Origin of the sequence: Nioella nitratireducens (assembly GCF_001879715.1) — a bacterium.
GTDB lineage: Bacteria > Pseudomonadota > Alphaproteobacteria > Rhodobacterales > Rhodobacteraceae > Nioella > Nioella nitratireducens.
In genome coordinates this window covers 1-5679 of record NZ_MNBW01000046.1, presented here as the reverse complement: position 1 = coordinate 5679, position 5679 = coordinate 1, and the positions used below count along the sequence as shown (strand labels likewise).

Genomic DNA, 5679 nt, shown 5'->3' with positions numbered 1-5679 from the left:
CTTCCTGTGCCCATAGCTCGTCTCCTTTGCTGCACATTATGCTATCAAAGGAGCGGCACCAAACCGCGACAGGTCCAAACCTTCGATTAGCGGCTCGTAGCCTTCGACGAAACACTCATCGAATACCTCGGCAACAATAGCAGCCTGTTGCAAAACACTGGCCTCCAGATCAGGTTTGTTCGCAATCAGGTTTCGTGTCCACTCGTCTATTATGTCCGTTGTAAACCGCGCCCTGAACAGACCCTGTTGCGCAAAGGTGAAGAGGACATCACGCATCCGGAACGGGTATAGGACATTCGCATCTAGAACGACCACGAAAGGGTTGGCAATATGGCTCACGCTCTGTCGAACTCCTGACCAAGCTTAGAGAGTTTCTTCATCGCCTCTTCCTGCTTCCGAGCCTTATCCTCGCGGTAGCGCATCAATGCAGGCAGTGGGACACGCCGGTGTTTGCCGACCTCTTCGAAAGCGATCTCGCCTTGCTTCAGGAGCTTGGTCAGGTGGGGACGGGATACGTTCAACATGTCCGCCGCCTGTTGTGTCGTCAGCATGGCGCTAACCGGTACAAGCGTGACCATATTCCCAGCACTGACATGGCCCAAGAGTTCGATGATGAGTTCGCCGACAGCAGGAGCGATCTTGACAGCTTCGCCACCTTGACCAGAAATTTTTAGCCCGTCGTCAAGCTCCATGGCGACAGCAATCGCGGTGGCAGCGTGTGCAGCACTGTCGATCTCCGCTTCCGTCGGGAGGCGGTCTTTCAACCCCTGAACCACGTCAGAGGTTGTGTCGTTGGTTGATGGCATCTGGGGTCTCCTTATGCCTTAAACCTATGTTGCACTCCTTGGTTTCTCAAGTGAAATAACGGAAATAAGTGCAACAGCCGAAATAGCAATCGAGTTTGAGTCTTCGAGGTCACACCGGACTAATCCCTCTCCTCTCTCGCAGTTGGCCTCACTCAAACCGCTGTTCGCGTTCCTCGTCTCTGCGCTTTTCCCATTTCCGTACTGCGTCGATCCTCTTTGTGATCTCTTTGATCGCATCACCAGCGGCTTTAGCAATGTCCGGATTGGGGTGATGGGCGAAGACTTGGAAGGCTTTCGTCCGATTCTGCATGATGTCGGCACGAGAACCAGACCATGACATTGGTTCCAACTGACTGGCATAAGCCATCAAAACAGCTTCCTTGTGCGGCGAGGCTTCCAAGAACTCCACCGCCGCTGGGGTAAGCTCAATGTCGCCATCGTCCGACTCTTTCTCCCACAACTTGATACTGGCCCCGACAACGGGCCAAACCTCTTCGTTTGCTTGGCTCTGACACCATCTGATCAATACGTCGATGTCGATGCCCGCCAAAGGCAGACTATCCATACCGCCACGTTCGATAAAAAACCGACGCTTTCGCTGGATGTCCTCGTCGCCGGAGAAGACGCGATCCAGGAACAACTCTGGAGCCAGTTCGGCAGTCGTCCTGATCGTGTCGTCAAAACTATGCATGTAACCGTGGTGTTCATCCACCACGGTGAAGATTGCGTCGAGCCATGCCCCCTTCTCGGTCTCGTTGCCCTCGAACGAAAACGCGGCACGGATGACATGCTCCATATCGTGGTCCGTTGATCCACCTGGATCATCCTGACTTCGGATCAATCGTTGAGTCGCAGCCAATAGACCGACGCGGCGGAACCGTGCACCGAGGGTGTCATTCTCATTGGGTTCGCCATGCAGTTTCATACACAAGCCATGGAGAACCACTCCGTCGCCATTGGGCTTGCTCAAAAGAATTCCAATTAGTTCGAGGAGACGATCTGCCGGTAGCTTGTCGTAGAAATCCTGCCAGAGAAGGGCACCGTACATCCATGGCCCGGTGGACGGATGACGCAAAGCGGCTATGCACCGCTCCAGATCAATTTCGTCGAATGATCTAGACGGGGTTAAGCCAACGATAGCCGTTCGAAGCATCGTGTCCTCCAGGCACTGATCGAGCAACGCCTGAGCAGCAGGTCGATCCTGCTCATCGATCTCTTCGATGAAACCGCTGAGTATCGAGTAGTTGTAGTTCTCGGACCCAAACCGATGCAGTTCTTTCACCAGTTCACCCCAGACCGCGTTGCGGTCCAGTGCTCCCTGGGCCAGGCCACGTCCGAATGCCAACCTGTAGGGCATATACTCAGTCGCGAACAGGTCCCGGCCCAACTCTGACATGGGTCGCCCGGAGCAAGCGAACTCTTCGCCCAGTTTTTCTGCTTGTCTCGACAATCGCCGCTCGGAGGCGTTGTATTTCTTTGGCTCGTCATCGTCGAACTCATCGTCCAACGCCCAGTGATCATGCCCCTCACCCAGCACGTATGTCCGGATTTTGGACATCAGGTGCGTCGGGGCAAGGTCACGTTCAAGAGAAGCCAAGTCGTCTGGCAACGTCTCCGCACGGGCTTCTGGCTTTGTTTTCCGATAGTCAAAATAGATGGTTGAACGTACAGCTTTCCATCCTTCGACCCACGGCTGGCTGGCGTTCAGTCCTCTTGCCACCTCTACGAGTTTCTCCCGCATGGCCTGATGATGCCACAACCCTCTGAACGACTGGGCCAACACGCTTCTGGCTTGCCCTGAGAGTTCTGCGTTGTTCCTGAGCCCCATCTCAACCGCCAGGTCAATGAACTGGTTTCTCCAATCCACAAGTTCTTCATGATTGGGTCGATAGCCGAAATCCCGGGGACGGGCCCCGAAATCGTTCGTGCCCGATCCGATCCAGGGTGGTCCGTCCAAGGCTGCTGCAAGCATCCGGACGCCGAGCGTTCTCCGCTTCGGATTACCAGATTGCAACGCATCACGAACCACAGCCAACCTCTGACCAATCGAAGCATGTGTTCCGGACAGATATGCCTGGAAGAACCGAACAATCTTATCTCGCACGGAATCGTAGTTGTTCGACTCGTCCTCGAAGTCGGCCACTCGCAGGAGCATGGCAACACACCGATCAAACTCGTCGGGTTCGTAGGCCAGGGAATGTAGGAGGCTGAGGATCGTTGTTCTACGGGGATTGTGACCGGCGTCCATACCACCAAATTCGTCGGAGCCGATCTCAGCCTCGATACGATTGAGCACCGCGTTCGGGGCGACCGGCGCAACGTAATCGAGGATGCGGGCCCCGGTATCATCGAGAGTGGAGAGACTGCCCAGAATCTCCCCGTCCTGAAGCCAGGTTTCGACGATTTCTTGTGCTACAGGGTGGTCGTGCATCAGGCCCAGACGATGAGCGAACGACATCAGAAGCCGATCTCGGCCCGGCGCTTCAAACGTGGACCGCAGGGTCTCTACGGGGATATTCCGCAGTGCATCCCGTGCTAGTGGATTGGCAATCGCATGTGGTAGAATTGCTCGCCAGTGTGATCGTCCCTGGGCGATGTGACGATCCAGTAGCAGTGCCACAGATCGGTAAAGTTGCATCCGTGGGATGCCATTGATCGACCCCAGAACCGCAAGTTCATCGATCCCAACATCTGGGGAGGCGACCGAGAACGAATACACCAGGGACAGGACCTCTGCATGAACACGTAGATCACCATCTGGCTGGTTTCGTTGTTCGAACAGGCGGTCAAACAGTTGCGCGTCAGACAACAAAGCCAAGGATTCGCCTGCTTCTACCCTCTCGGCCACAGCCAACGATACCCTCGCATTGCCATTGGCAAACTCAGCGATCTTCCCGGCGTTCAACTGCCCGATACCTGGGAACCGACGGAGCAATAGAAGCTCTGCAATATCCGGGCCTTCAGCTTCGATGCGGATCACCTCTGTCGTCTGAGGTTTGTCATCCCGGATATCGTATTCAACGGTGATCAAAGACACCTGGGAACCGGCAGCGGCCACCTTGGCTGCAAGGGCCGTGTGGAGGTCAGAGGGACAGTTATCGAGAACCATGATTGCCCGCCGATCCTCGGCAACCAGTCGCTCCAACATAGCATGGGCTGATGGGTCGGGGCTCGCCCCGGCATCGACATAGATTGCGATGGTCCGGTCCAGTGCATTCTCACCGACGTTCTCGTCGAACAACGACTGAACTATCCGGGTTTTTCCGACGCCCGATAATCCAGTCACACGAATGGTCTTGCTGGTGGAGCGAACAAGGTCACGCATAGGCACAATGGCATCCTCGATGCACAACTTTGTTCCTGTCTCGGCTGGCATGATGATCGAGATGCCCTGTGCGAGGATCAGCGTGTCGTCGGCCCCGGTCGGTGGGTTGCTCCAACGCCCATACGGTTGCCATCCGGAAAGGGCCTGCCCAAGAACCCCACGAACCCAGAGAGCGACGCCGGAGTGCTGCCGCAGCCACTGATGCAGTTTGGATCGGTCGTAGAAGTCCAGGTGGATGTTGTTCGCGTTCGGGTCGTCCGCCACGGCCTTCCTCATAGCCTGGAGACGCCTCTTTCTCATCGGTGGGGAACAATCATCGGTCAAGCTGACGATGATGTAGCTGCCACCGTTTTCCGCTTGCTGGGAGATCGTGGGCGACAGCTTTCCCTTTGGGCGCATTTCTTCGGTAATATTCGATGCCGACATCTTGTGTTTCTTGGCCTGGAAGACTGTGTTCAACCTTGCCAAATAACCGGTGTCCAGTGTGTCAGCAGGGACATTCACGTGGATGTCGATACCTTCGTCTGGGGCCGTGATCGAACCGGACCAGTGGACCCGAGCGGGGCTATGCCCAACCGATGCAACGTCAGCCTCAGCCAGCCGAGCGACCAGTTCCTCTAACTGAGTGTCCGACAACCGAAGCAGATCATCTTTTTCGAGTTCAAATATCGCCACGTCCAGCCTTCAATCAGCAGTTGTTCAACCACCCTAGTACCTTGTTCTCTGCCTCAGGGCATCAGCAACTCCGTTCGGGAAAAGCTGCTTCTTAATAACGGTTGTTTTTGATGTTCTCGTTTCGACTAGGCCATCCCACACACAGGCATCGATCTATTCGTACTCAAAACCCGGCCCCTGAACCTGCGAAGCCATCGCAGACAGAATGTTGGGTTTCGAGAACCTGGTGCCACGGCGTTAGTTCGCCCCACAGCACCGCTTATATTTCCGCCCTGACCCGCATGGACATAGCTCGTTCCGGCCCACCTTCCGGCCCCGAAATGGTTCCTCGGTCGAGTTGGCCGCAGGTGGAAACAACAACCCTCCGCTACTAATGCCGGAACCGGGCTGACCTTTGGTCCAGGCGTTCAGGTTCAGCACGATGTCGTGAATCAGATCAGGGGCTCGCTCGGTCAGATCATCGATACTCTCGTCGGGAAGATCGCATCGACCCTCGGCAATCTCGTGCAGGGTCAGTATCATACTGACTGATGCCGCAGCCTCCTGGTCATGGCTCTCGACGATCCGCTCCCAGGCGTCCGGCCTCAGCCGCATAGCCTGTTCGAATCCATCGACCCACGCCTCCCATAAAAGCTCATCGGTTCGAAGGTCATGATCGAAGACCGGTCCATATCTGGGCACCGGCGATGAGAGCGACTGAGCGACCGCGTTATAATGGCCGGTGATCAGATTGGTCGCGGCCTGGACTGAGCTACCCCCCGAATTTCGGACACTGACATAAGCTACGAATTGCAGTTTGCTGATCTTCGACGAGAAGGAGATCAGAGATGTCGAAACGCAAGCAGCACGCGCCCGAGTTCAAGGCGAAGGTCG

The 5679-nt window shown here is 55.8% G+C and carries 4 protein-coding genes; all 4 read right to left on the bottom strand.

Annotated elements, in window-relative coordinates:
• Nucleotides 1-36: 36 nt before the first annotated feature.
• Nucleotides 37-339, bottom strand: coding sequence for a hypothetical protein (locus BKY27_RS19285; RefSeq protein WP_199559135.1), 303 nt, complete (start codon nucleotides 337-339; stop codon nucleotides 37-39).
• On the bottom strand, nucleotides 336-806 hold the full coding sequence (locus tag BKY27_RS19280; RefSeq protein WP_071676085.1) for an excisionase family DNA-binding protein: 471 nt from the start codon (nucleotides 804-806) through the stop codon (nucleotides 336-338). Before BKY27_RS19280 ends, BKY27_RS19285 begins: the two co-directional genes overlap by 4 nt.
• A gap of 148 nt (nucleotides 807-954) precedes the next feature.
• Nucleotides 955-4806 (bottom strand): hypothetical protein, encoded by a 3852-nt coding sequence (locus BKY27_RS19275; RefSeq protein ID WP_071676084.1) that lies wholly within the window; start codon nucleotides 4804-4806, stop codon nucleotides 955-957.
• Between the two features lie 237 nt (nucleotides 4807-5043).
• Entirely contained in the window at nucleotides 5044-5601 is a 558-nt protein-coding gene (locus BKY27_RS20685; protein ID WP_407668429.1) for a UPF0149 family protein, read from the bottom strand.
• Nucleotides 5602-5679: the final 78 nt, after the last annotated feature.